The organism is Acidithiobacillus sp. TH-A36 (genome assembly GCF_057473445.1).
Genome location: NZ_JBYCKP010000477.1, coordinates 1 through 1503, shown reverse-complemented (window position 1 = coordinate 1503; position 1503 = coordinate 1). Strand labels below are relative to the sequence as shown.

Here is a 1503-nt window from a genome sequence, read left to right as displayed (position 1 = left end):
TATTCAAAACGATCCATGGACGGCCCCCGAAAACCGGTTGACAGGGCATTCTCTACAACCACTTCCCAGACTCATTTATGGATTGGAAAATACTGGTGTCTGCAAGCCCTTTATTGGTATGACCAGCGCTTGGTCTGCGTGAAGAAGCGGGTTGAGTCTCGCGAAGAATGATCTATTATTGCAACAAAGTTGCATATAAAGGGAGCGATAGGATGGTCATTCGTTGGGCTGATTTTCATTTTTTATGGTTACTGGGTGGAGTTTTTCCTTTATCTATTGGGTTTTTTAGCGAAACGGCAGAAGCAGAAGATCTGGGTACGGTCCGTCGCGAAGAGGCGGCGGTCCTGCCCGTCCAGATCGGGCAATCGTCGACAAGAAGTGCTACGGTTTTTCGCCTGGATCAAAAACAGGTCGCGGCGCTGGCGGGTCCGGGAGGCGCCAACAGCGAAGCAGCACTGGGTTTTTTGCCGGGAGTTAGCTATAACGCCGCAGACGCCCTTAATCTTGCCAATGTGCAAAGTGCCAGTAAGGGCTTGCGGGTACGCGGTGAGACTGCCCAGCATGGTGCCGGTGATCTGCTGGACGGGTTACCACTGGTGGCTGGATTTTCCGGGCCGGGTCAGTGGTTGGTGGACCAGGAGGACATACAGTCCCTGCAGTTATTTATGGGTGCGGTGCCGCCCTCCCTGCCGAGCCCTGGTAGTCTGGCCGGGGTGGTAGATAGTCGTATTTTATGGCCACAAGCACAGACTGCGTGGTTGTTCAGTCAGAGTGTTGGTAGTAAAGGCTTTTCCCGGAGTTTCCTGCGTTGGGATAGTGGCGCCCTGCCTGGCGGGTCGACGCTCTTTCTTTCAGGATCGTTCACCCGGGCAGGCCAATGGCGGGGCTGGGGTGCGGCTCCCGAAGGAAGAAGCAACGCCGCTATCGGATGGCAACAGCCATACGCCTCGGGTCTTCTGCGCCTGTTTTATGTACATGACGATTATCGCAGCAGCAATTACCGACCACTGAATTACCGTGAAACGCTTGATTTAAAGCGCTACGGGCGGCTCGCCTATGCCCGCAATCCCGCCAGTAATCCATTTTCTCCGGAGGCTTCCCTATACCAGGGCTATAATCATCAGCGCTTCACTGACAATGCGTTATTGCTGGAGTGGCGTCAGCATTTGGGGATTTACGGAAGTTTGCATTTATCTCCTTACGCGATGCAGGAAAGCGGAGCATATTGGCGTGGCATCGTACAAAATGGTCAGGGGCTGGTACAGCGGGCGGATCTCAATGCCTGGCGCTGGGGCTTGCGTCTTGATTGGGAAAAGCATTCCGGAGTCTGGGACTGGCGGGCCGGGTATTGGCATGACGAAAAAATCCCGCCCCATCCGCTCACCAACAGTGCCTTATATCAGCCCACTGCAAATGGAGGGCTGCAGTTTCTGCGCTGGTCCTTGCTGAGTGCACCGGGCAGTCCGGAACGTTACGATAGTTTTTATCTGCAACAAAGCTGGC

1 pseudogene is annotated in these 1503 nt (G+C 54.5%); it reads left to right on the top strand.

What is annotated here, in order from left to right:
• Nucleotides 1-212 precede the first annotated feature (212 nt).
• Nucleotides 213-1503: pseudogene (locus AC2VLY_RS12260) on the top strand (hypothetical protein); the annotation flags it as partial.